General features: G+C 71.2%; 19 protein-coding genes, 1 pseudogene and 1 riboswitch. Of the genes and pseudogenes, 8 read left to right on the forward strand and 12 right to left on the reverse strand.

The features are described from left to right. Nucleotides 1-140: 140 nt before the first annotated feature. Nucleotides 141-236, reverse strand: a riboswitch (glycine riboswitch). 108 nt (nt 237-344) lie between these two features. Together speB and ACWD5Q_RS10090 are read right to left on the reverse strand one after the other, a co-directional pair. Next, nucleotides 345-1,343 carry an agmatinase gene (gene speB, locus ACWD5Q_RS10085; RefSeq protein WP_451426545.1) on the reverse strand — a complete coding sequence of 333 codons (999 nt, stop codon included), beginning with the start codon at nt 1,341-1,343 and terminating at the stop codon, nt 345-347. Nucleotides 1,344-1,392: 49 nt separating this feature from the next. After that, a complete protein-coding gene (locus ACWD5Q_RS10090; RefSeq protein ID WP_451426546.1) occupies nt 1,393-2,715 on the reverse strand; it encodes an MFS transporter in 1,323 nt (440 codons plus the stop codon). A 56-nt stretch (nt 2,716-2,771) separates the two neighbouring features. Between ACWD5Q_RS10090 and ACWD5Q_RS10095 the strand changes: the two genes are divergently transcribed. Further along, nucleotides 2,772-4,355 (forward strand): PucR family transcriptional regulator ligand-binding domain-containing protein, encoded by a 1,584-nt coding sequence (locus ACWD5Q_RS10095; protein ID WP_451426547.1) that lies wholly within the window; start codon nt 2,772-2,774, stop codon nt 4,353-4,355. 572 nt (nt 4,356-4,927) lie between these two features. Here ACWD5Q_RS10095 and ACWD5Q_RS10100 read toward each other — a convergent pair. The 6 genes from ACWD5Q_RS10100 to ACWD5Q_RS10125 form a co-directional block, all read right to left on the reverse strand. Further along, nucleotides 4,928-5,824, reverse strand: a complete 897-nt coding sequence (locus ACWD5Q_RS10100) for a polysaccharide deacetylase family protein (RefSeq protein WP_451426548.1) — start codon at nt 5,822-5,824, stop codon at nt 4,928-4,930. A 32-nt stretch (nt 5,825-5,856) separates the two neighbouring features. After that, nucleotides 5,857-6,636, reverse strand: coding sequence for an SDR family NAD(P)-dependent oxidoreductase (locus ACWD5Q_RS10105; RefSeq protein ID WP_451426549.1), 780 nt, complete (start codon nt 6,634-6,636; stop codon nt 5,857-5,859). Then, nucleotides 6,636-7,325, reverse strand: coding sequence for an SDR family NAD(P)-dependent oxidoreductase (locus ACWD5Q_RS10110; RefSeq protein ID WP_451426550.1), 690 nt, complete (start codon nt 7,323-7,325; stop codon nt 6,636-6,638). Before ACWD5Q_RS10110 ends, ACWD5Q_RS10105 begins: the two co-directional genes overlap by 1 nt. Further along, nucleotides 7,322-8,785, reverse strand: coding sequence for an APC family permease (locus tag ACWD5Q_RS10115; RefSeq protein ID WP_451426551.1), 1,464 nt, complete (start codon nt 8,783-8,785; stop codon nt 7,322-7,324). The genes ACWD5Q_RS10110 and ACWD5Q_RS10115 overlap by 4 nt, the downstream gene beginning before the upstream one ends. Nucleotides 8,786-9,045: 260 nt before the next feature. Then, nucleotides 9,046-10,059, reverse strand: a complete 1,014-nt coding sequence (locus tag ACWD5Q_RS10120) for an LLM class flavin-dependent oxidoreductase (RefSeq protein WP_451426552.1) — start codon at nt 10,057-10,059, stop codon at nt 9,046-9,048. A gap of 57 nt (nt 10,060-10,116) precedes the next feature. Further along, complete coding sequence (locus tag ACWD5Q_RS10125) at nt 10,117-12,069, reverse strand: amino acid transporter (protein WP_451426553.1); 1,953 nt, start codon at nt 12,067-12,069, stop codon at nt 10,117-10,119. 773 nt (nt 12,070-12,842) lie between these two features. Here ACWD5Q_RS10125 and ACWD5Q_RS10130 point away from each other — a divergent pair. Continuing rightward, on the forward strand, nt 12,843-15,344 hold the full coding sequence (locus ACWD5Q_RS10130) for an ATP-binding protein (protein ID WP_451426554.1): 2,502 nt from the start codon (nt 12,843-12,845) through the stop codon (nt 15,342-15,344). Nucleotides 15,345-15,470: 126 nt separating this feature from the next. Here ACWD5Q_RS10130 and ACWD5Q_RS10135 read toward each other — a convergent pair whose 3' ends face one another. Further along, nucleotides 15,471-15,962, reverse strand: coding sequence for a hypothetical protein (locus ACWD5Q_RS10135; RefSeq protein WP_451426555.1), 492 nt, complete (start codon nt 15,960-15,962; stop codon nt 15,471-15,473). A 409-nt stretch (nt 15,963-16,371) separates the two neighbouring features. Between ACWD5Q_RS10135 and ACWD5Q_RS10140 the strand changes: the two are divergent. The 3 genes and pseudogenes from ACWD5Q_RS10140 to ACWD5Q_RS10150 all read left to right on the forward strand — a co-directional run. Beyond that, nucleotides 16,372-16,524 (forward strand): annotated as a pseudogene (locus ACWD5Q_RS10140) (potassium-transporting ATPase subunit C); the annotation flags it as partial. Between the two features lie 122 nt (nt 16,525-16,646). Further along, on the forward strand, nt 16,647-17,330 hold the full coding sequence (locus ACWD5Q_RS10145) for a response regulator (protein WP_451426556.1): 684 nt from the start codon (nt 16,647-16,649) through the stop codon (nt 17,328-17,330). A gap of 270 nt (nt 17,331-17,600) precedes the next feature. Next, entirely contained in the window at nt 17,601-18,017 is a 417-nt protein-coding gene (locus tag ACWD5Q_RS10150) for a luciferase domain-containing protein (protein WP_451426557.1), read from the forward strand. 304 nt (nt 18,018-18,321) lie between these two features. On the opposite strand, the gene ACWD5Q_RS10155 is transcribed toward ACWD5Q_RS10150, so the two are convergent. After that, nucleotides 18,322-18,819, reverse strand: a complete 498-nt coding sequence (locus ACWD5Q_RS10155; protein ID WP_451426558.1) for an inorganic diphosphatase — start codon at nt 18,817-18,819, stop codon at nt 18,322-18,324. A gap of 176 nt (nt 18,820-18,995) precedes the next feature. On the opposite strand from ACWD5Q_RS10155, the gene ACWD5Q_RS10160 reads away from it, so the two are divergent. Continuing rightward, nucleotides 18,996-19,514 carry a TIGR03668 family PPOX class F420-dependent oxidoreductase gene (locus tag ACWD5Q_RS10160; protein ID WP_451426591.1) on the forward strand — a complete coding sequence of 173 codons (519 nt, stop codon included), beginning with the start codon at nt 18,996-18,998 and terminating at the stop codon, nt 19,512-19,514. After that, a complete protein-coding gene (locus ACWD5Q_RS10165; protein ID WP_451426559.1) occupies nt 19,495-19,920 on the forward strand; it encodes a CBS domain-containing protein in 426 nt (141 codons plus the stop codon). The genes ACWD5Q_RS10160 and ACWD5Q_RS10165 overlap by 20 nt, the downstream gene beginning before the upstream one ends. Nucleotides 19,921-19,930: 10 nt before the next feature. Here ACWD5Q_RS10165 and ACWD5Q_RS10170 read toward each other — a convergent pair whose 3' ends face one another. After that, nucleotides 19,931-21,133: a hypothetical protein gene (locus ACWD5Q_RS10170; protein ID WP_451426560.1), complete on the reverse strand. Its 1,203-nt coding sequence runs from the start codon at nt 21,131-21,133 to the stop codon at nt 19,931-19,933. Between the two features lie 286 nt (nt 21,134-21,419). On the opposite strand from ACWD5Q_RS10170, the gene ACWD5Q_RS10175 reads away from it, so the two are divergent. Further along, complete coding sequence (locus ACWD5Q_RS10175) at nt 21,420-21,908, forward strand: phosphatase domain-containing protein (protein WP_451426561.1); 489 nt, start codon at nt 21,420-21,422, stop codon at nt 21,906-21,908. A gap of 11 nt (nt 21,909-21,919) precedes the next feature. Here the strand turns inward: ACWD5Q_RS10175 and ACWD5Q_RS10180 are convergent, their stop codons facing one another. Further along, nucleotides 21,920-22,135 (reverse strand): dodecin, encoded by a 216-nt coding sequence (locus ACWD5Q_RS10180; protein ID WP_451426562.1) that lies wholly within the window; start codon nt 22,133-22,135, stop codon nt 21,920-21,922. Between the last annotated feature and the right edge of the window lie 70 nt (nt 22,136-22,205).

The raw sequence follows: 22,205 nt of genomic DNA on the forward strand, positions 1-22,205 counted from the left end.
CTGATGGGGGGCGCCGCGGACGCGGCGCCGTGGACGGGTGACCTCCCCGCTCTGTCATCGGTACCTGAGAGCTTCACCACCGGGTCCGGCGGTTTGCACCGTGGGCGCAGGACGTTGACGTCCCGTCTTTCCAGAGTCGCTTCACCGGAGCGGTACTTGTGCCTGAGAGATTCTGGGGAGAGTTGCTCCTTCGGCGCCTCGCCAGGACTGGGCGAGGGCTCTCCCGCTCCGGTTCGAGCAGCGTTTGTGTTGAGTTGTCGAGCCGGACCGCAAGGCCGGGTGGAGGCGCCGTCAGGGCGGGTCGGCACCCTGACGACCCTGGTGACCGTCGATCACGTCCGGAATCAGGCGTGCTCCGATGCCGGGAGCACGGGACTGGCCACGCGGTGCTTCGTCATGAGCGTGACCAGGTCGAACACCACGGTGGCGGCGGCGACGCAGGTGATCTCGGCGTGGTCGTAGGCAGGAGCGACTTCGACCACGTCCCCGCCGACGATGTCGAGTCCGTCGAGGCTGCGCAGCAGGCGAAGCAGCTCTCGGCTGTTGAACCCGCCCATCTCCGGCGTTCCCGTTCCCGGTGCGAATGCGGGGTCGAGCACGTCGATGTCGATGGAGATGTACACCGGTGCGTCGCCCACGCGTCGTCGTACGGCGTCCACCGCCCCGTCGATCCCGATCACGTCGAGGTCCCCGGCACGGATCGCCCGGAAGCCGAACGCCTTGTCGTTCACCAGGTCCATCTGGTCGTAGATCGGTCCGCGGATGCCCAGGTGTATGGACTTGTCCTCGGCGAGCAGGCCCTCTTCGAAGGCCCGGCGGAACACCGTGCCGTGCGTGATCGGAGCGTTGAAGTAGGTGTCCCAGGTGTCGAGGTGCGCGTCGAAGTGGACCAGCGCGATCGGGCCGTACTTGTCCTTGGCCGCGCGCAACATGGGCAGCGCGATGGTGTGGTCTCCGCCGATGCTCACGATGCGCCGGTCGGACCGGCCCGCGATGTCGCGGGCGTAGCCCTCGATCTGGGCGACCGCCTCGTCGATGCTGAACGGCGTACAGGGAACGTCGCCGGCGTCGACGACCTGGAGTGCTTCCAGTGGCGCGGTGTCGAGCTCGACGTGGAACTTCGGGCGCAGGTGACGGGAGGCCTGACGGACGCCCATCGGTCCGAAGCGGGCGCCCGGCCGGTACGACGTGCCCCCGTCGAACGGCACGCCCAGGACCGCGATGTCGTAGTCGCTGACCGAGCCGATGTCCGGGATCCGGGCGAAGGTGCCCAGACCGGCGAAGCGCGGGACCTTCGTGGCGTCGAGGGCGCCGATCGGGGTGGGCCGGTTGTCGTGGTTCATCACGGTCTCCTGTCAGTTCGCGGTGGTGGTGAGGCGGGGTCCGGGAGTCTCAGCAGGGTTGTCGGCCGAGGCAGGTGTCGCTCAGCGATCGGCCTCGGGTCTCGGTGCCCCAGGCCAGCGTGGCCAGGAGCCCGACGACCGACACGACGGCGCCGACCAGGAGCGGCAGGTTCTGGCTCCTGGCCAGGGCGAACGGCATCAGGTAGGTGCCTGCGGCCGCCCCGATGCGGGACAACGCGGTGCCCACGCCGACGGCGGTGGCGCGGATCTCGGTCGGGAAGAGTTCGTTGGGGTAGACCACCTCGAGGAAGCTGGAGCCGCCCGAGGCGAGTGCGAAGACGCAGATCGCGGCGAAGGAGACCCAGGCCGGCGCTCCCGGCGCCAGCCCGGGGATACCGAGAGCGATCCCGATGATCCCGAAGGACCACAGCAGCAGCGCCCGTCGGCCGATCCGCTCGACCAGCCACAGCCCGGGGACGCCGCCGATGACGAACAGCGCGGCGAGGAAGATTTCCGCGACGTTGCCGGTGATTCCCATGCCCGCCAGCAGGTCCGGGGCGAACGAATACAGCGCGAACAGCGGAATCACCTGGGCGGTCCAGAAAATACCGACGAACAGGGTGCGCTCGAGGTATGGCTTGCGGAACACCGTGGCGTAGCTGGTCCTCGCGGCAGCCAGCTCCGCGGCCAGGTCCGCCACGCCGTACCGCGAGCCGAAGACCTTCTTGATCGACCGGTCGGCCTCCTCGGTACGGCCCTTGCTGAGCAGCCAGCGCGGCGACTCTGGAGTGCCGAGCCGCAGGAACAGCGTCACGACGGCGAACACGGCGGGGCTGGCGAGCATGAAGCGCCAGGCGTTCACGCCGAGTTCCTCAAGACCAACGCCCACGAGGTACGCCGCCGCGGCCCCGAGCGCCCAGACCACGAAGGTGGCGCCGAGCATCCGGCCGCGGTACCGCCGCGGGAGGTACTCCGCCAGCAGGGACGTGGCGATCGGGTAGTCGGCACCGATGGCCGAACCGAGCAGGAAGCGCAGGACGACCAGCTGCCAGACCTCGGTCACGAAGGCGGACAGAACGGAGAACAACGCCAGCGCGGCCAGGTCGGCGATGTACATGACGTGCCGGCCGATCTTGTCGGTGACGTATCCGAAGACCGCCCCGCCGAAGAAGATGCCGATCAGGCTGGAGGCCGCGACCAGACCCTTGTCGCCGGTGGTCATGTCCAGCGCCGGGGTGAGCGTGGTGAACGCGACGCCGATGATCGCGATCGCGTATCCGTCGATGAACGGCCCGCCCGACGAGTAGGCGGTCAGCTTCGTGTGGAAGCGCGTCAGGGGCGCGTCGTCAATGAGGTTCGATCCAGCAGCCATGCAGAAGTCCTTGGCTCGGGACGGCCGGGCGGAGGTACTCCTCAAGGTGTACGTCGGTGCCGCAGGGGCCGTGCAGGCTCACCGCGCTCAATGTTCGCCCGGCCGCTTGTACATTCGCTCAACGCCGCTATGCAGACGGTCAAGCTCTGTCGTACCGTGATGCCATGCCGATCACGGTGGGAGAGTTGCTCGAGATGCCGCACCTGCGCCTGCGGCTCCACTCGGGGGCGGGCGCACTGGACCGGCCGGTCTCGTGGACGCACACGACCGACCTGCCTGAGCCGTGGCGGTGGGTGACCGGCGGTGAACTCCTGATGACGAACGGCATGCCGATTCCGCGGAGTGCGTCCGGCCAGGAGGAGCTGGTCCGGCAGCTGGCCGAACATGGCGCCGCCGCGCTTGCCATCGGCGAGCAGATGTATGCCCCGCCGCTGACCAAGCGGCTGGCGCAGACGAGTGAAGAGCTGGGCTTCCCCGTGCTCTGGATCGCCTACCCCATGCCGTTCGTCGCGATCTCCCGCGCGGTCGCCGAGGCGACCCTCCTGGAACAGTCCAAGCGTCTGATCCGGACCGAACGGATCTACCAGGCGCTCCAGCAGGTCTCCTCGCAGAGCTCCGGGCTCAAGACGCTCGCGAGTGCACTGTCCCGCGAGCTCGGCTGCGGCGTCCGGGTGTGCGACCGGCTGACCGGCCACGACTGGTACCCGGGAGTCGCCCCGCTCCCCGAAGAGATCCGCACCGCTGTGGCCGAGCGTCGCGGAAAGCTCCGAGCCGGCGTCATCGCGGTCCGTCTCCACGGAGACCGCCGTGCGCTGCTGGTCGACGTGCCGGTGCATCCGGACGCGGTCCTCGTCGCCCTGCCCGAGCCGACCGAGCAGCCGGACGCGCTGCTGCTGCAGCACGCCGCGACCGTCTGTGCGCTGGCGCTTTCCCAGGCCCGCTTGACCATCGAGCACGACCGCAGGACGGGTGCGGAGCTTTTGCTCCAGATCCTCGACGCAGAGCTGCCACCGTCCGTGGCCCAGCGCCAGCTGGAGGAGTCGGGCCTGCGGCTCGCGGAGGTGGTGTGCGTGGCGGCACGGAACGACGACGACACGGACCTGCTCAGAAATACGCACCTCAACCTATGGCGCTCGGCCGTGCCCCACGTCACGGTGCACCGCGGCGGCGTGTCGCTCACGCTTCTGCCCGACAACGCCGTGCAGGTATGGGTGCAGGCTCTCGGGCAGGGCGGTCAGACGGGTGTCAGCGACCTGGTCGTCCGCCCTGAGCGCGTGGTCGACGCGGCACGAGAAGCCACATGGGCGCTCGACGTCGCGCGGGATCAAGGCACCCCGCTGCTGCGGTACGCCGACGCGGATCCCCTGCTCGGTCCGCGCAACCCGGTCGAGGCACGGGCACTCGTCGATCGCGTACTCGGCCGCATTGTCGAACTGCCGTCTGGGCAGGCCGGCGAACTGTTGATGACTTTGCAGGTGTTCCTCGAAAATGGCAGGTCTTGGCAGCGGACGGCCGAGGCCTTGCACGTTCACCGGCAGACGGTGCTCTACCGCATTCGGCGGATCGAGCAGCTGACCGGGAAACGGGTCGCGGAAACAGGTGATCTGGCCGCGCTGTGGCTCGCTCTGAAGGCTATGTGAGGGCGAGCCCTCGGAAAGGACCGAAGCCCTTTCCTCCACGGCTGGAGATCCCGTGATCCCAGCTCCTCCTGAACGGGGAGTGTCTCATCGACGGCGGGTCTGACGATCATGGAAGCGACGCGAGATGACCGAGACCGCCGTCGAGTCCGAGCTTCAGGAGCCTGCCGTCGAATCAGTGCTGAGCGAGGCGACGGACGAGCAGGTGACCGCGATGCGCCGGGCGGTTCTTGCGCGCGACGAGAGTCCTGGGGGCCGAGCCCGGATCGCCGTGCGTGCCGCACAGAGGAGACCACCGGGGCGCCCGGACAGCCACCGGAGGAGAAACAGGCGATCAAATACGACTTGAAGCGGAACCAGGTCTTACGCGTCCGGTAGCCGGTGCCCTTGCCGGGGAAGTTCGCGGTGAGCGCCGACTCCGTCGTGGACTCCCCGGCGCTCGACCCGCCTGCCTTCCGGTCACCCGCCTTGCCGGTGAGCGCCCGAGAACGCGCGGATGCGCCGCGCATGGCCTTCAGCCAAGTCGTTCGCGGAATCTGCCGGCAGGCGGGGTACGCAGAACGTCGATCCTCTGGTCAGTCCACCTCCGGCTGCGGGAACACCCGCGGCGTCAGGTCCAGCGACCGCACGTGCTCCGCGATCTCCCCGCACGTGGTGACCCACAGCTCCGGCAACCCGGCCATCGTCTCCAGCAGCGACTCCAGCGCGCGCAGCCGCCCCAGCCGGCCGCTGAGGAACGGGTGGATGGTGAGGGTGAAGCAGGACTCGTAGCGGTAGGCCTCGGCGAGCTCGCCGGTCCACATCGACAGTGCCTTGGCGGGGTCCTCGATGACGCCGGGGCCGAAGACCTCGGGGACGAAGGCGAACTGCTCCCAGTCGTCGAGCGCCCACGACACGGGGATCTCGACGATCGAGCGGGCGCCGTCGCCGGGCCGCTCGGCGAGCTCGTAGGGAAGGTCGGAGTCCATCAGGCTGGAGTCGTAGAGGAAGCCGCGGTCGAGCAGGATCTCCGCCGTCGAGTACGACGTCTCCCACAGCGGCGCGCGGTATCCCACGGGCCGGACGCCGAGCACCTTGTCGAGCGACTCGAGTCCGCGGTCGATGACGGCCGCCTCCTCCTTGTACGACAGCCCGGCCATCGCCTCGTGCATGTACCCGTGGTGCGCGATCTCGTGGCCGGCATCGCGGATCCGCCGGAGCAGGTCGGGGTAGCGCTCGACGGTGTACCCGGGCGCGAAGAAGGTCGCCTTGAGGTCGAACCGGTCGAGCAGGTCTAGCACGCGGGGTACGCCGGTCAGCGCGCCGTACGCCTGGTGGCTCATCACGGACAGCCGGTCCCGGGTGCCACGGTCGATGGTGAGGGCGACGTCCTCGGCGTCGAGGTCGAAGCCGATGTTGGCCGCGGCCCGGAAGCCCGTCGGCCAGGCGATCGGGGCGGCCGGCTGGGTGGCGTCGCCGGTGGGGGTGGTCATGACGGTCCCTTCAGATCGAGAGAAGCAGGAGCTCAGGCGCGGGCGCGGGTGCTGCCGCCGTTGGCCGAGACGGTCTGGCCGACGAACGCGGTCAGACCCGGCCGCGAGAGCAGGGCGACGGTGGCGGCGATCTCCTCGGGACGGCCGATCCTGCCTGCGGGGATCTCGGCGCCGTACTGCGCGTGCATCTCCTCCAGGCTCAGGCCGGCGTCGTCGGCGTCCACCTGCAGCTGGGGCGTGTCGATGATGCCCGGCGCGACCGCGTTGACGGTGATGTTCTCGGGCGCCAGCTCACGGCCCAGCGACTTGGTGAGCGCGATGAGCCCCGCCTTCGAGGAGGCGTACGCCGTGGCGCGCGGCCAGCCGACGACCCCCCACTCGGAGGTGATGACGACGATGTTGCCGCGCCCCTTGCGCCGCATCCCGGGCAGCACGGCCTGCACGCACCGGAAGGTGCCTGACAGGTTCGTGTCGATATTGCGCCACCAGTCGTCGAGCGGCTGGTCGAGGATCGGGCTCATCGACATGTACGCCGCATTGCACACCAGTACGTCGACCGGTCCCTGCTCGCGCTCGACCGCGGCGAACGCGGTCCGCACCGCCTCGGGGTCTGCCATGTCGGCCACCACCGGGAAGCCACCGGTCAGCTCGACCACCTCGCGCATCTGCGGGGTGTCGGCCCGGCCGTTCACGCCGACCTTCGCGCCCTCCGCGGCCAGCCGGAGCGCGATCGCCCGGCCGATCCCCTGGGTCGCGCCGGTCACGACGGCGACCCGGCCCTCCTGGTGACGTCGTACGTTCGGCTCGTTCATCAGATCACCGCTCCCATGTTGGGGGAAAGCACTTCGCCGAAGCAGAACCCGCCCTCGTCGACCAGGAACTGCACGGCCTGGGCGATGTCCTCGGGCCGGCCGAGGGCCCGCGCCGGCAGGGACGCCAGGTACTCCGGCGTGCGCTGGGCCGCCGGCAGCAGGGGCGTGTCGGTCGGGCCGGGCGCGACCGCGTTGACGCGGACGCCGTGCTCGGCGACCTCCGCGCCGAGGCTGCGCACGAAGCCGAGGATCGCGCCCTTGGCCGCCGAGTAGTGCGCCTCGCTCTCGGTGCCGCCGATGCCGAGCTCGGAGGAGATCGCCACGACGGCGCCCTCACCCCTGTCGATCATCCCGGGCAGCACCGCCCGGACCGGGTTGAGCAGGCCGCCCACGTGGACGTGCATCATCCGGTTCCAGGCCTCCTCACTGATCTCGCCGACCGGCACCAGCTCGTAGTGCCCCGCCGCCGTGACCAGCACGCCCACCGGCCCGACCTCGGCCTCGATCCGGCCGAAGGCGGCGGACACCGACGCCGGGTCGGCGACGTCGCATACGTAGGAGTGCTTCAGGTGCCCGACGGGACGCAGGTCGAGACCGCAGACGGTCCAGCCCGTCCCCTCCAGCGACCGGCACACGGCCGCGCCGATGCCGGAGGCGGCACCCGTGACGACCGCGACGCGCGCGCTCATCGGACGACCTCCCGCTCGCCCACCGGCTCACTGATCCGGTTGCGGCGGCTCGCGTAGACCGCGACGCCGACGATGCCCAGTGCGACCAAGCTGATCACCATGCTCCAGTTGATGTACCACGGCTGACCGGCGATCGTGCGCGGCCAGAGGACGTTGAGGATCTCGAAGGCCAGCCACGCCGCGGCGGCGTACGTGACGATCCCGCCCCAGCGGCCCATGGAGAAGGGCCCGGGCACCCAGCGCCCGCTGAGACGGAGCAGGACGGCGGCGAAGACCGGGACCGCGAAGGCGATGTAGGGGCCCAGCACGGAGAAGTTCACCAGCACGTTGTAGAGGTCCGAGCCGGCGAAGAGCAGGAAGAGCGCCGAGACGACGGCCGTCAGGCCGATCGCGCGGATCGGCATCCGCTCCGGGCCACCGAGCTTGGCGAGCGAGGCCGCGCCGGGCAGGGCCCCGTCGCGGGCCATGCCGTAGACGGCGCGCGAGACGGCCGACTGGACGGCGAGGAACGCCGAGACGAAGCCGATCACGAACATGATGAGCAGCGGCTTGGCGATCGAGGCGCCGAGCTGCTCGGTCAGGGTCGCGGAGACCGGGTCACCGCTCTGCGCGTTCAGCACGGCGGGCAGGTCCGGGATGGCGAGGATGACCGCGACCGCCGAGAACATCACGATCGTGCCGACCAGGAGCAGGCCGAAGACGATGGCCTTGGGCACGTTGCGCTCCGGATCCTGCACCTCCTCGGCGATCGACCCGGCGGACTCGAAGCCGAGGAACGCCCAGCCGACGAAGGCCATCGCGACGAGCATCGTGCTCAGCGTGCCGCCGTTCGCGTGGGGCAGGCCGTCGAAGAGGGTCGAGACCGGGTTGACCCGGTGGAAGGCCAGCAGCACGATGCCGAGCCCGACCGAGCCCACGATCTCGCACAGGATGCTCGCGATGATCATCACCTTGAGGACCTGGCGGCCGATCATGTTCGCCGCGGTGCCGAGGCCGATGATGGCCATCGAGACCAGGGCGAGCTGCAGCCGGCCCGGCGCGGCGACGCCGAAGACCTCGAGCAGGAAGCCCGCCGCGGCGTACGCCATCGTCGACAGGGTGAGGGTGAGGCCCCAGATGTACGCCCACGCGGCGGTCCAGCCCCAGGCCGTGCCGCGGGCGTGCCGGGCCCACTGGTAGACGCTGCCGGCGTACGGCCAGCGCGAGGCGAGCTCGCCGAAGACGAGCGCCACGAGCAATTGGCCGCCGAGCACGATGGGGAACGCCCAGAAGAAGCGCGGGCCGGCGGCGAACAGGCCCAGCGCGAAGATGGCGTACAGCGCCACGATCGGCGAGATGTCGGCGAAGGCGAGCGACAGTGCGGAGCGGAACCCGAACCCGCGGTTCAGTACGTTGTGGCCGCCGTCCGGCGGCGACACGACCACGCGGTCGGCGGTTCTCTCAGGGCTGGCTGGTCCCATTGCGGTGACCTCCAGGGGTGGGCCAGTGATTTCGGCCCAGTCTCATGGCGCCGTGGCACCGCGCAACAGCCGCCCGATGTCACACTTTGGCGTACCGTCCTATACGAATGCACAATGCGCCCGGCGGCGCCGACCACGGGAGTGGTAACAGGGGGTGCTGGTCCGGTCGGCTCAGAGCTGCGCAGTGCAGCCGGCCGGGGGACGCCGGCCGTCGTCCCGGACACCCGGGCCGCGCGCTCTTGCCGGGCCCGGCCTTGGCACTACTCCCAGACCGCCCCCAGCCGGGCGATGCGGGCCAGGCGGCGGTAGGAGTCCACGAGCGCCGTGCGGTCGTACGTACTCGTCGTGACCAGCACCTCCTGCGCCCCGGTCTCCGTCAGCAGGCTCTCCAGCTCCTGGACGACGTACTCCTCGGTGCCCGCGAGGGGACCGGTGAGCCCGGCCTCGTAGAAGCCGCGCTCCTTGGCGCTCATCGGCAGGGACTCGATCCGCTCGGCGGGCGACAGCGCCGGAAAGGTGCCATGGGTTCGCGCGAACGCCGTCGACCAGGCCTCGGGGACCAGGATGCGGCGGGCGTTGTCCGGGGTGTCGGCGACCGCGATCGTGCCCGAGATGACGACGTACGGCTCCCGCGCCCACCCGGAGGGCCGGAACGTCTCCCGATAGCGTTCGATCCCGCGCAGCATCTTCTCCCGGTCGCGCAGGTCGCCGATGGCCAGGGGCAGCCCGGCGCGGGCGGCGATCGCGGCACCGTCGCCCTGGGCCAGCACGAACGGCGGTACGGTCAGACCCTCCGCGGGCCGTGCGTGCACACCGGTGGGGGAGGTGCCGCGGAACCAGTCCAGCAACTCGGCGATCTGGGCGGCGAAGTCGTGGGCGTCGTCCTTGTCCCGGCCGAGCGCCCTGCGCACCCCGTCCGTGAAGCCGACGGATCGGCCGAGCCCCATGTCGATCCGCCCCGGGAACAGGGACTCCAGCACGCCGAACTGCTCGGCCACGACGAGCGGCCGGTGGTTGGGCAGCATCACGCCGCCCGTCCCCACACGGATACGGCGGGTGGCCGCCGCGACGGCCGCGGCCAGCACGGTCGGCGCGGAACCGGCGACCCCGGGCACGCCGTGGTGCTCCGAGACCCAGAACCGGTGATAGCCGAGCGCCTCGGCCTCCTGCGCCAGCCGCACGGTGTCCCGCAGCGCCTCGGACGCCTCGTGCCCCTCACGGATGCGCGAGCGGTCCAGGACGGAGAACCGGGTGTCTGCGATCACTGAGCCCACATACGTTCCAACGCTCCGCGGACACGGTGATTCCCGCCCTCCGGCAGTTCCGGGATGTCAGCCGACGTGGACGCGGGGCCGGCGCTTGCGGTCGGGTTCCGCCTCGCGCAGCACCTCCCGGGTCACCGGGGCGACCTCGCCCTGGCCGAAGAGGAAGAACCGCAGGAAGTTGGCGAAGGGGCTGCCCTCGGTCCACTCGAAGTAGATGTGCGGGATACAGCCCGTGGTGTCGCGGACGTGGAGCGTCAGCGCGGCGAGGGCGTTGGGGATGGAGGACGACTCCAGGGTGAGCACGCGGTAGCGGCCGTGCAGGACCTCGCCGCGCACGGTCAGACCCGCCTCGAACTCCGAGGGGTCGGTGACGGTCACCTCCACGAAGACGAAGTCGTCCTGGGGGGTCATGTCGTTGTCGGTGTGGATCTGCTCGATCTTCTCGCGGTACTCGGCGGCGTCCCGGTTGTCGGGCTCGTTGGCGATGAAGCGGATACGGCGGCTGGCGATGTCCCGGACGAAGCGTTCCGCCAGGTCGTCCAGGGTCACGCTGGTCACCCGCACCTCGAAGGCCCGGGCGAGGCGGGACAGCAGCGAGACGAGGATGATCCCGGCGATGAAGCAGGCACCGATCTTCACACCGTCCGGCCGCTCGATCACGTTGACGACGGTGGTGTAGAGGAACACCGCGGATATCACCGCGAACGCGATCGTCCAGTTGCGCTGGCGGGCCTTGCGGGCGGCGATGGTCACCGCGATCGCCGCGGAGCTGATCAGCACGAGCACACCGGTGGCGTAGGCGCCGCCCTGGGCGTCGACGTTGGCGTCGAAGATCCAGGTGACGACGAAGGCGACCAGGGTGAAGACCATGACCATGGGCCGTACGGCGCGGGCCCAGTGCGGGGCCATGCCGTAGCGGGGGAGGTAGCGCGGCATCAGGTTCAGCAGGCCGGCCATGGCGGAGGCGCCCGCGAACCACAGGATCGCGATCGTCGAGACGTCGTAGACCGTGCCGAAGCCGCCGCCCAGATACTCGTGCGCCAGATACGCCAGCGCGCGCCCGTTCGCCTGGCCGCCGGTCTGGAACTCCTTCTTTGGGATCAGCAGCGTCGTGATGAAGCTGGTCGTGATCAGGAAGCCGCTCATGATGACGGCGGCGGTCGTGAGCAGCTTCTTCGTGTCCCGGATCCGGCCGGTGGGCTTCTCCTCGGTGTCGGCCGGGTCGCCCTGCACATGGGGCATGACGGCGACGCCGGTCTCGAAGCCGGACAGGCCGAGCGCCAGCTTCGGGAACACGAGCAGCGCCAGGCCGATCATCACGAAGACGTTGCCGTGCTGGGCGGTCAGGGCGCCGGACCAGTCGGTGACCACATGCCCGGCGGTGGCGACGTGCCACAGGCCCACGACGACCACCACGGCGTTCAGGGCGAGATAGACGCCGACGAGGACGACCGCGACACCGATCGCCTCCAGGAACCCCTTGAGGAACACCGCGCCCAGCAGCGCGACCAGCAGCAGGGTGATCAGCATCTGATGGCCGTGGAGGGTGCCGGTGAGGTGGGGGTTCTCCACCAGGTGGGTGGAGGCGTCGGCGGCGGAGAGGGTGATGGTGATCAGGAAGTCGGTGGCGGCGAAGCCGAGCAGGGTCAGCACGAAGAGCTTGCCCTGCCAGAAGGACAGCAGCCGCTCCAGCATGGCGATGGAGCCCTCGCCGTGCGGGCTCTCCTCGGCGACGCGCCGGTAGACGGGCAGGGCGCCGGCCAGGGTGACGATCACCAGCACGATGGTGGCGATGGGGGAGAGCAGACCGGCGGCGAGCGCGGCGATGCCCGGCTGGTAGCCGAGGGTGGAGAAGTAGTCGACACCGGTCAGACACATCACCCGCCACCAGCGCTGGCCCCGGTGCACGGGTTCGGGCTCGGTGCGCGTGCCCTGGACGGAGCCCTTGCCCATGTCGGACAGCCCCTCCAGCATCCACGCCCGCAAGCGGCGCGCAGGGGGGTGTTCGGTGGTGGCCATCGGCGTGCACTCCTGAGGTACGGCTCGGTGAGGGATTCGGCCATCACGCGGACGGCCGCACCAGCGTAAGCAGAGAGTGACGCTTTGGCTCACAGATATGGCGGGCTCCCACGTCAAGCTTCCGTTAAAGACCCCGGACCGGCGTCAGTGAAGTGGCAAACCGACATCAGGGACGCATCAAAAGGCGAGTTCCGGCCCCGGAGGCGGCCAGGCGTGCAGGCGGGGCCGATCCCTGCCGGAGTGAACACGGAGCGTCATGTCGTCCACCACGGTTCTCCCGCCCTGCCGCCTCCTTCGCTCCGGCGTGGTCAGGCGGCGCGGCCGGCCGGGCCCGTCCGCCGGTGTGCTCGGGGCGCCGGAGCGTGTGCCGCCGCCCCGTCCCCCGGCCGTGGTGGCGGTACCTGCCCGGCCTCCCCTTCCGTCCCCTGTGCCGAGGTGAGGGCGCGGCCGGTGGGCGCACCTCCCATGGACATCCCGTCGGCCGGTGAGGGCGGCCGAGGTCGTCGCGACCGCGAACCCGTCCCGCCCAGGGAGCGGCCGGCCGTGGTGTCCCGCTCGGGCTCCCCCGTCGGCCGGACGTTCCGGCACCCGCCTTCGCGCTCTCGGACCCCGGACACGTCAAGACCATGTCAAGGTCCAGGTGGGCCGCGCCAAGGATGCGCTAACGACGGTGCCGACCGGCCCCGGAGGGGGCTTCCGTGAGAGCAGCGGACACAAGAAGTCACCCTTGCCCGCGGGGGTGTTGAGTCAGTGAGCGGAGCGCTTCGGCTGCTATGAGTGATGTACGGCCCGGACAACTGAAGGTCTACCTCGGAGCCGCCCCGGGGGTGGGCAAGACCTGCCGGATGCTCGACGAGGGACGGCGCCGGGCTGCCCGCGGCGCGGACGTCGTCGTCGGTTTCGCGGAGTGCCACGCGCGACCGCACACCGAGGAGATGCTGCGGGACCTGGAGGTCGTGCCCCGGGCCCGGTGCGTCTCGCCCACGGCGGAGTTCTCCGAGCTGGACCTGGACGCGGTGCTGCGCCGCCGGCCCGACGTCGTGCTCGTCGACGACCTGGCCCACACCAATGTGCCCGGCGGCGGCCGCAACCCCAAGCGCTGGCAGGACGTCGAACGGATGCTGGCGGCCGGGATCGAGGTCGTCACCGCGGTCAACATCCAGCACCTGGAGTCCCTCAAGGACGTCGCCGAGAAGATCACCGGGGTGCCGCAGCACGAGACGGTGCCGGACGACGTCGTACGCCGCGCCGACCAGATCGAACTGGTCGACATCTCGCCCGAGCGGCTGCGCCGCCGTATGGCGCACGGCAACATCTACCCGCCGGAGAAGATCGACGCGGCCCTCGCCCACTACTTCCGGCCCGGAAACCTGACCGCGCTGCGCCAGCTTGCTCTGCTGTGGGTGGCCGACCGGGTCGACGACGCGCTCCAGACGTACCGGGCCGAGCACGCGATCGGCGGGGTGTGGGAGACCCGGGAGCGGGTCGTGGTCGCCCTCACCGGCGGCCCGGAGGGCGACACGCTCATCCGGCGGGCGGCCCGGATCGCCGACCGGTCGGCCGGAGGCGATCTGGCCGCCGTGCACGTGGCCCGCAGCGACGGGCTGGCCGCCGGCGCCTCGCACGCCTCCCTCGCCCGGCAGCGGCGGCTCATCGAGGACCTCGGCGGCAGCTACCACTCGATCGTCGGCGACGACATCGCGACCGCCCTGGTGGAGTTCGCGCGGGCCGAGAACGCCACCCAGCTCGTCCTGGGGAGCAGCCGCCGCGGGCGCCTGGAGCGGTTCCTGACGGGTCTCGGCACGGCGGAGACCGTGACCGCGCTCAGCGGGGACATCGATGTGCACCGGGTCACGCACGAGCGCGCCGGACGGGGCACGCTGCTGCCGTCGCGGCGCCGCACACTCTCGACGGCCCGCCTGGTCGCCGGCCCGGTGGCCGGACTGGTGCTGCCCCTGCTGCTCACCGCCGTCCTCGCCCAGGTCCGCGGCACCGTGAACCTCACCAGCGAGACCCTGCTGTTTCTGCTCGCCGTGGTCGGCGTGGCCTGCATCGGCGGGGTCGCCTCGGCCGTGATCGCGTCCGTGACCGCCTCCCTGCTGCTCAACTACTGGTTCATCCCGCCCGTCGGGCAGTTCACCCTGGACGATCCGAACGCGCTCCTCGCCCTCGGCGTCTTCGTCGTGGTGGCCGCCACCGTGGCCGGGGCCGTCGACCGCTCGCTGCGCCTGTCGCGGCGCTCGGCCCGCGCGACCGCCGAGGCGGAGACCATGTCCTCGCTCGCGGGCAGCATCGTCCGCGGCGGCCAGACGATCCCGGCCCTGCTGGAACGCACGCGGGAGACCTTCGGCATGACGTCGGTCGAACTGGTGGACGAGCAACCCGACGCCGAGGGCGTCACCGCCGTACCGGCCGGCCCCGGGGCCTTCCTCGCACTGCACGGCCGCACCCTGTCCGCCTCCGAGCGGCGGGTCCTCGGCGCCTTCGCCGCGCACGTGGGATCCGCCGTCGAGCGGGCCCGGCTCGCCGAGGCCGCCGCCGAGGTCGAACCGGTGCGGGCCGCCGACCGGTTGCGTACGGCGCTGCTGCGGGCCGTGGGCCACGACCTGCGCACCCCGCTGGCCGCGGGCTGGGCCGCCGTCACCTCGCTGCGCAGCCATGACGTGCACTTCTCACCGCAGGACCGGGAGGAACTGCTGGCCACCGCCGACGAGTCCATGGCGAAGCTCAACCGGCTGGTGGAGAACCTGCTCGACCTCAGCCGTCTGGAAGCGGGCGCCCTCAACCTGAACCTGCGCGCCACCACGCTGGAAGAGGTGCTGCCGGCCGCGCTCGCCGACATCCCCGGCGTGGAGGCCGCCGCCGTGGAGGAGATCCCCGCGGTACTGGCCGATCCGCCCCTGCTGGAACGGGTCGTCGCCAACCTGGCCGGCAACGCCGCCCGCCACACCCCGCCCGGCGCCCCGGTGCTGGTGACCGCGAGCGCTCTGGCGGGCCGCGTCGAACTGCGCGTCGTGGACCGCGGTCCCGGCCTGCCCCAGGCCGGGCGCGAGCGGCTCTTCGAGCCCTTCCAACGTCTCGGCGACAGCGACAACACCACCGGCCTCGGCCTCGGCCTCGCCCTGTCCAAGGGCCTGGCCGAGGCGATGCACGGAACCCTCACCCCCGAGGACACCCCCGGCGGCGGCCTGACCATGGTGCTGGCCCTGCCCGTCGCCGAGCCCGCCGAACAACGGCACCCGCAGGGTGCGCTCAGCGCAGGAGGTGCCCCATGAGCACCGACACCGTCCTGCGCCGGCCCCACCTCTTCCGGGGCATCCGCGGTCCCACGGCCGCCCGCCGGCGGCCCGCGACCGGCTCGCCCCGGCCGCGGGCCCGGCACCTTCGGCGCCTCGACGCCGCTATTCCAGCCCCGACACCTTGAACACGGTCAGGGCGGTCTCGCGGTCGATCCGCCGCTGGACGCGGCGCAGCGCGGTCTCCCCGCACATCAGACAGCCGCGCTGCGCCGAAGCACGCGCGTCCTCGTACAGGCGGTGCCACAGGTCGGGATTGTCCACCAGCACCCGGGGATCCAGCTCGACCCGCTCGCCGAACGCGTCCCGCAGCACGAGCCGCTGGGAGACGCCGTCCAGGCAGCGCACCGACACCAGCAGGTCGGTGCGGACGCGCCGCGTGCGCAGCAGCCCGCGCGAGGACAGCCAGCCCTCGCCCGCGGAGATCCGCCGGGGGCACAGCACCACGAAGAGCAGCAGGGACAGCGCGCACCACAGCGCGGTGCGCCACGGGGTCGCGTCGCCGACGCCCCAGTCGATCAGGAGCAGCATCGCCAGGAGCGCGACCGCGCAGCGGACCGAGCTGTACAGCTCCTTCGCCCAGCGGCGGTCGGACACCGTCCTCCCGGGTTCTCCCGCAGGCGCGCAGGTCACCTTGTGTCGCGTGTGGTCGCGGCCTTCCATACCGCCGACGGTAACCAGCGGGGGAGCCGGGAGAGAGCCGCCTTGATACGACCCTGACGAGACCCCCGCGCTTCTTGACGCCGAGGCAGCGCTGTCCCGTGTCGCCCGCGTCACACGGGATGTCAAGCAGCGTCAAGGTCGCCGCTCGCGGCGCGAAGAACGCGCAATGAGCGTAGGGAACCGGCCCGAGGCGGCCAGAACCTGAGTGCACCGCGTGCCGTTCCGCACGCGGCCCTGCCGGCGGTGCTCGTGGCCTCGTACCGCCAGGTCGTCGCGCCTTTCCGGACGGCGGCGGCTCGTACACCCGGACATCTCCACGGCTTGAACCGGCCTCCAGGTCCACCCGGTCGCCGCCGAGGAAGACCTGCCCGTCGCCCGGGTCGATATCCTGGTCAGGGACTACCCCCAGGGTCGCGGCCTCGGCTTCATCGGCGAACCCCGTGTGGACGTCCTTCAGCTCAATATCGTTTTGAAGGAACTCGTGGCGAAACACTGAGGGCGCACGCCCCCACGGAGCCGGCGGTCCCGGAGATGCTCCGGCGCGGCCGGCTTCTGCCTGCGTTGCGGCGGTCGACCGCCGATATCGGTGATTCCGTACGGAAGGAGAGGTAAACCCCCATGAGCCGGGTGCTGGTGGTGGAGGACGACCCGCAGCTCGTCCGGGCCCTCGTGATCAATCTGCAAGCCCGCCGCTACGACGTGGACGCGGCCCCCGACGGCGCCACCGCCCTGAGTCTCGCAGCGGCCCACCAGCCCGCTGCGGTCCTGCTCGATCTCGGGCTGCCCGACATGGACGGTGTGGACGTCATCAAGGCACTGCGCAGCTGGACCCGCGTGCCGATACTGGTGCTGTCCGCCCGTCAGTCCTCGGGGGAGAAGGTGGCGGCCCTCGACGCGGGCGCCGACGACTACGTCACCAAGCCGTTCAGCCTGGACGAGTTGCTCGCCAGGCTGCGGGCCGCCGTCCGCCGCTCGGAGGAGGCGCCGATCGCCCCCCAGGCGAACCGGATCACGACCGAGGGCTTCACCATCGACCTGCTGGCCAAGAAGGCGGCACGTGACGGCAGCGAGGTGCGGCTCACCCCGACCGAGTGGCAGCTGCTGGAGATCCTGGTCACCAACCCGGGGCGGCTGGTCACCCAGCAGCACCTGCTCCAGGAGGTCTGGGGAGCGACCCGGAGCGAGAAGACCAACTACCTGCGCGTCTATATGGCCCAGTTGCGCCGCAAGTTGGAGACGGACCCCGCCCACCCCCGCCACCTCATCACCGAGCCCGGGATGGGCTATCGCTTCGAGCAGTGATCCCCGGCCCGCTGACGCGCCTGCGCGGGAGCGTCAACAACGCGTCAGCGTCGGCCGGTTCGCCGTCAGCGTTCCGTCATGACGTCAAAACGGCCGGACCGGCCGGCGTAGCGTCGGTGACGAGCCCCGGCCACCTCCCCCGTAACAGGCCGGGGCCACCCGCTTCCTTGTCGCATTCCGGACCGCTCCGTCACGGTCGGTAACCTCACGTCCCGGTTACGGAACGCTCAACCTCTGGTGTCCGGGGGGTGAGAAGGCGACGATGGGCTCATGACTCTGGCCCAACGCGCCCTGGAGCGACTCAAGGCCTGGCCCGACCTCACGGCGGAGCCTGCCAGTTGTGGCACCGGGCGGGGACTTCGCTCCCGGTACAGCGAGATCGTCCACTTCCACACCGACCGCGAGGCGGACCTGCATCTGACCTGGGGGGCCCTGCGGCGCTTCTCCGGCGACCTCGCCGGGTCGACCGCCATCCGCATGGTGCCCGGCTCGCGCTGGGTGACGGTGCACCTGGACTGCGACACCGATGTCGACCTGCTGTTGAGCCTGGTGAGCATGGCGCTGCAGGCCCACCAGACCCATCCCCCGTCCGAGTCTCTTCCGCCCCTTCCGTCCCTTCCCCGCGACGCATGCAACTTCCGTCGCGTCACGGTGCTTCCCCGCGCACGGGAAGGCGCCCACGGCTGAACAACCCGGGACAAGTGCCGTGGACGCGGCTGGTGGTCACAGCGCTCGTGGACGGCGTCTTCGGCGGCGTGCGCCCGGGCGGCGAGGCCCGGCGGCAGGGCGTGCACCCTGACGCCGTCGCACCCGGGGCAGACCGCGTCGGCCGGCGGCGACCTGAGCACCCGGCCCCGCTCGTCGACGTAGGCCTGCGACGTCAACCCGGCCCGGTCGGTGAAGTGCACGACCCGGAACACCGGGTCCCAGACGCACCCGCAGTCGCCGCAGACGAGGGTGAGCCTCTCGGAGAGGGAGTGAGGATCGGCCGTCATGCCGCGGTCCCTCCTTGCTCCGCGGCACGCCGACGGGCGGCGTCGATCTCCGCGTACGTCCGCTCGCGTCCCTCCCAGTGGGAGCCCTCGACCGACTTGCCGGGCTCCAGTTCCTTGTAGACCTCGAAGAAGTGGGTGATCTCCAGCCGGTCGAAGGTGGGGACGTCGTCGATGTCCTGCACGGAGGAGTAGCGCGGATCGTGTGCCGGGACGCAGAGGACCTTCTCGTCGGGCCCCTTCTCGTCCTTCATCACGAACATGCCGACGGCACGGCACTCGATCACACAGCCCGGGAAGGTGGGGTCGCCGACCAGGACGAGGGCGTCGAGCGGGTCGCCGTCCCGGCCCAGGGTGTGCTCGATGTAGCCGTAGTCGGCCGGATACCGGGTGGACGTGAACAGCATCCGGTCCAGGCGGAGGCGGTTCAGTGCGTGGTCCATCTCGTACTTGTTGCGTGATCCTTGCGGGATTTCCACGATCACGTCGAATTCCACGGCGGCCTCCTTGCCGGGCGGCCCGTGAAGCACGGATCTGTCCTTCCAGTCTGCCCCGCCGCCCCGGAGCCGACATCCGCACCGGGCGGCAGCGTGCGGGGGCCCGGTGATCGTGTAGGAGGCCGGACGCCGGGTACCCGGGGACGCGCCGGAAGGAGGACCGGACGGTGCCACGGATGCCCGAGGACGAGGCACGACGACGGTTCACGGATGCCCGGGTGGCGCGTCTTGCGACCGTGGACTCCGCGGGACGGCCCCACCTCGTACCGGTGGTGTTCGCACGGCGCGGCGACGACGGGATCGTCATGGCCGTCGACCGCAAGCCCAAGCAGTCCCACCGGTTGAAGCGGCTGCGCAACATCGCCGTCCAGCCGGCCGTCTGCCTGCTGGCGGACGCGTACGACGAGGACTGGGAACGGCTGTGGTGGGTACGGGCCGACGGAGACGCGCGGACGGTGCCGCCCGGTGCGCCGGCGACGCGGGACCGCGAGGAGTACGGGGCGGCCCTGACTCTGCTGGCACAGAAGTACCCCCAGTACCGCACGACGCCGCCGGACGGACCGGTGATCGTGGTCGCCGTCCGCCGCTGGAGCGGCTGGAGTGCCGCCGCCGGGCCGCACCCGGCCGGGTGCGGAGCCGGGGGCGTGCTCCGACGAGACGATCCGGGAGGTTCCCATGAGCAGACAGGTACGTGACGTGATGTCCCGGGGCGCGGTCGCCGTCGAGCCGATGACGTCGGTGACCCGGGTGGCCCGTCTGATGCGCGAGCAGGACGTCGGCGACGTCCTGGTGACCTACGACCGGGACCTGTTCGGCGTGCTCACCGACCGCGACATCGTGGTCCGGGCCATGGCGGGGGACCGCGACCCGGACACCGTGACCGCGGGCTCGGTGTGCACCCGTCCGCCCGTGATCACCCTCTCGCCCGACGACACCACCGACCACGCGGTCGAGCTGATGCGCCGGCATGCCGTGCGCCGGCTCCCCGTCGTCGAGAGCGGCGGGTGCCCGGTCGGCATCGTCAGCCTCGGCGACCTCGCCGCCGTGGAGGACCCCCGCTCCGCCCTCGCGGACATCAGCAGGGCCGAGCCGAACCGCTGAGGCCCGCGCCTCACAGCGGGGTGTGGCCTGCGGCCAGGAGATAGGTGCCGTAGGCCACGGAGGCGGCGGCGAGGGTGGCCCCGATCAGCAGGGCGTGCTTCGGACGCCGCCGCCAACTGCGCACGAGGCCGTGCGCGAGCGGGATCAGCAGCGGGAAGGCCGGCAGCAGGAAGCGCGGCTTCGACGCGTACGGGCCCGAGCCGCCGACCGTGATCAGCACGAGCACACCCGCGTAGACGATCAGCGCCAGGGGGGCGCGCTCGAGGCACAGCAGACAGAACAGCAGGACCGCCGCCACGACGATCACCAGGGCCAGCGGGTAGACGGCCCGGCCGCCGTGTTCGAGCAGCCCCTTCAGAAAGTGCAGGGAGCCGAGGCCGAAGTCGAAGCGGGAGTCCCAGGCGCGCTGCACCGTGAAGTAGCCGCCGAACAGATCACCCGTCTGCGCGCCCACCCACAGGACGAAGCCCACCCAGCCGAGAGGGGCGAGCGCGGTGCCGATCCACAGGCGGGCGGGCACCCGGCCGCGCCGTTTGACGATCTCCTGGACCGCCACGGCGGCCACCGCCGCGGCCACGGCGAACCCCGTGGGCCGGGACAGGCCCGCCAGGGCGGCCAGCGCCCCGGCCCACAGCCAGCGTCCGGTGAGCACGGCGTACAGGGACCAGGCGGCGAGCGCGGTGAGCAGGGGCTCCGTGTAGGCGATGTCGAGGACGACGGAGTGGGGCAGGGCGGCCCAGACGGCGACGAGTGCGGTGGCGACCGCTCGGCCGTACTGGTGGTAGCCGATCGTGTAGATGCCGTACGCGGCCACCGCCGCGGCGCTCCAGGCGATCAGCAGGGCGGCGGCGCCCGGAGTGATCGGCAGGACGGTGTACACGGCACGGATGAGCGCCGGATACAGGGGGAAGAACGCCCAGTCGCGTTGCACGGCGCCGGTGGAGGCCAGGACGTGGGTCTGGGTGCCGTAGCCGTGCTGGGCGATGTGCAGATACCAGCGCGAGTCCCATGAGTGGGCCAGACCCTTGAGCAGCGGATGGCCCAGGGAGTGGTTCGCCAGGGCTATCGCCACGAGCCCCGTGAGACGGATGGCGGCGAACAGGCCGAGGGCCGGTCCGGCACCGGGCAGGAGCCGGAAGCGCAAGGGAAGGCGGACGCGACGGTCTGTGCCCCCGGCCTCTTCGGCGGCGGGGGCGGGCGAGAGTGCTCTCACACCTTGACCCTGCGTTATCGGCATGCGGTCCGCAACGTGAGGATTGGCCATGGATGGGTCATATACCACTGCTGTACGAGAATCTGTCGTGACGCAGTGCTGAGCCAGGTGAGGGAGGCCTCGCGGGACGGCCGTGTCGCACGCTGCGCCGTACGGGGCACACGGCCCGCCGCGCGCGTCCGTGGCGGGCGTGCACATCCCCGGAACGTGCTCCCCGGTGCCCGCGGGGCCGGCCGATTGAGGGGCCGCATGCTCCAGGGCTCGGGGGCCCTCGTAGAGTGGGCCGGTGACGAACAGCAGCGGGCCGGTTGCCGTCTTCGACATCGACAACACCCTCGCCGACACCGCCCACCGGCAGCGTTTCCTGGAGCGGAAGCCGCGCGACTGGAAGGCGTTCTTCGCGTCCGCGCCGCACGATCCGCCGCTGGCCGAGGGGGTCGCGCTCGCGCTGCGCACCGCCGAGGAGTGCGAGCTGGTCTATCTGACCGGGCGGCCCGCGCGCTGCCGGCGCGACACGGTCGACTGGCTCGCCGCTCACGGACTGCCCGGGGGGCGGGTGTACATGCGGTCCGACGGCGACCGCAGGCCCGCCCGCGTCACGAAGCTGGAACTGCTCCGCGAGCTGGCCCGGGGCCGTGCGGTCCGTATGCTCGTCGACGACGACGAGCTCGTCTGTCAGGACGCCGAACGGGCGGGGTTCACCGTCGTGCGCGCCCGCTGGGCATCGCCCTCCGCCGCGCTGAGGGACGCTCAGGAGCGGGAGGGGCGCACCTGAGAGGAGCGGGACTACTCGCCGCCCTCCAGGCGGAAGCCCACCTTCAGACCGACCTGGTAGTGATCGATCTGCCCGTTCTCGATCCGGCCCCTGACCTGCGTGACCTCGAACCAGTCCAGATTGCGCAGGGTCTGTGAGGCGCGGGCGATGGCGTTGCGTACGGCCTGGTCGACGCCCTCGGGCGAGCTGCCGACGATCTCCGTGACCCGGTAGGTGTGGTCGGTCATGCGGGTGCTCCTCTCCGCGCGGCGGGTGTCACACGTCCCTCCACCGTGCCGCACCGGGCGGCGGTCCGCG

The organism is Streptomyces sp. NPDC002513 (genome assembly GCF_053595355.1).

Coding starts and splice junctions, on each gene's coding strand:
- speB (WP_451426545.1), bottom strand. CDS start 1,343: ATGAACCACGACAACCGGCCCACCCCGATCGGCGCCCTCGACGCCACG.
- ACWD5Q_RS10090 (WP_451426546.1), bottom strand. CDS start 2,715: ATGGCTGCTGGATCGAACCTCATTGACGACGCGCCCCTGACGCGCTTC.
- ACWD5Q_RS10100 (WP_451426548.1), bottom strand. CDS start 5,824: ATGACCACCCCCACCGGCGACGCCACCCAGCCGGCCGCCCCGATCGCC.
- ACWD5Q_RS10105 (WP_451426549.1), bottom strand. CDS start 6,636: ATGAACGAGCCGAACGTACGACGTCACCAGGAGGGCCGGGTCGCCGTC.
- ACWD5Q_RS10110 (WP_451426550.1), bottom strand. CDS start 7,325: ATGAGCGCGCGCGTCGCGGTCGTCACGGGTGCCGCCTCCGGCATCGGC.
- ACWD5Q_RS10115 (WP_451426551.1), bottom strand. CDS start 8,785: ATGGGACCAGCCAGCCCTGAGAGAACCGCCGACCGCGTGGTCGTGTCG.
- ACWD5Q_RS10125 (WP_451426553.1), bottom strand. CDS start 12,069: ATGGCCACCACCGAACACCCCCCTGCGCGCCGCTTGCGGGCGTGGATG.
- ACWD5Q_RS10130 (WP_451426554.1), top strand. CDS start 12,843: ATGAGTGATGTACGGCCCGGACAACTGAAGGTCTACCTCGGAGCCGCC.
- ACWD5Q_RS10145 (WP_451426556.1), top strand. CDS start 16,647: ATGAGCCGGGTGCTGGTGGTGGAGGACGACCCGCAGCTCGTCCGGGCC.
- ACWD5Q_RS10150 (WP_451426557.1), top strand. CDS start 17,601: ATGACTCTGGCCCAACGCGCCCTGGAGCGACTCAAGGCCTGGCCCGAC.
- ACWD5Q_RS10160 (WP_451426591.1), top strand. CDS start 18,996: ATGCCCGAGGACGAGGCACGACGACGGTTCACGGATGCCCGGGTGGCG.
- ACWD5Q_RS10165 (WP_451426559.1), top strand. CDS start 19,495: ATGAGCAGACAGGTACGTGACGTGATGTCCCGGGGCGCGGTCGCCGTC.
- ACWD5Q_RS10180 (WP_451426562.1), bottom strand. CDS start 22,135: ATGACCGACCACACCTACCGGGTCACGGAGATCGTCGGCAGCTCGCCC.